This window comes from Pseudomonas sp. P20 (assembly GCF_016463925.1).
GTDB classification, from domain to species: Bacteria; Pseudomonadota; Gammaproteobacteria; order Pseudomonadales; family Pseudomonadaceae; genus Pseudomonas; species Pseudomonas aeruginosa.
Window position 1 is genome coordinate 1 of the sequence record NZ_JAEMVM010000063.1, and the last position, 784, is coordinate 784.

At 61.4% G+C, this 784-nt stretch carries 1 protein-coding gene and 1 pseudogene; both read right to left on the reverse strand.

Annotation, left to right across the window (positions count from 1 at the left end; genetic code table 11):
* On the reverse strand, positions 1–445 hold a 445-nt coding region (locus JHD77_RS30825), incomplete at its 3' end, for a contractile injection system protein, VgrG/Pvc8 family (RefSeq protein WP_034022952.1).
* Between the two features lie 181 nt (positions 446–626).
* Positions 627–784, reverse strand: a pseudogene (locus JHD77_RS30830) (Hcp family type VI secretion system effector); the annotation flags it as partial.

The following is a 784-nucleotide window of genomic DNA, read 5'->3' on the forward strand; positions in this document are numbered from 1 at the left end:
CGGCCTGCACGCAGTATTCGCGTGGCAGGTGCTCGTGGTAGATACGCTGTTCGTAGTCGAGCACCCGGTGCTCCTTGAGCAGCGCCTGGAGAATCTCCGGAACACTCTTCTCCTGGAATATCCGCCAGTTGCAGCACAGCTCCAGGCGCGCCAACTGCGGTTCCAGCAGCAGTTCGTAGCGGGTCCGGCGAAAACCCGAGCTGCCCTGGGTGAAGTGGCTGACGATGCCATGGACATAGCGGGCCGGACGGCCGTCCTGCCAGAGGGTGAAGGTGCCCGGCTGGTCGAGTACCTGCTTGAAATCGATGGCGTTCTTGTCGCTGGCCAGCTTCAGGCTCAGGCGGAAAGGCTCGCAGAGCGCTTCTTCCAGTTCGAACTCGACGACATCGAACGCGAGTTTCCCTTCGCCGACGACGAAGGTGAATTTCAGGTCCCTTTGACGCATGGATCGTTCCTTGTTCCTGGCGGGCGGTTCCTCCCCCATCCGTTGGAGAAGCGAGCCCCACGTTACTCTTGCTCAGCCGCTGCCGAAAGTCTTGGCTCTGTGTCGATTTCGCGAAGTCGCGGACATTTTCGGCTCGACGGAGAACCGGCCGTACAGGTGTACGACCGGTGTGCCTGTCAACTCACCCTGCGACCGGCGAGCGCCAGTCGTCGGAGCCGGAGGTGCCGGAGACTTCGTGGGTCCAGGTGATCTTGCGGTAGGTGAAGTGCACGTCTTCCAGGTGGGTGAAGTGGGCGTTGCCCGGGTCCTGGCAGTTATGCATGTAGTCCTTGATGTCGA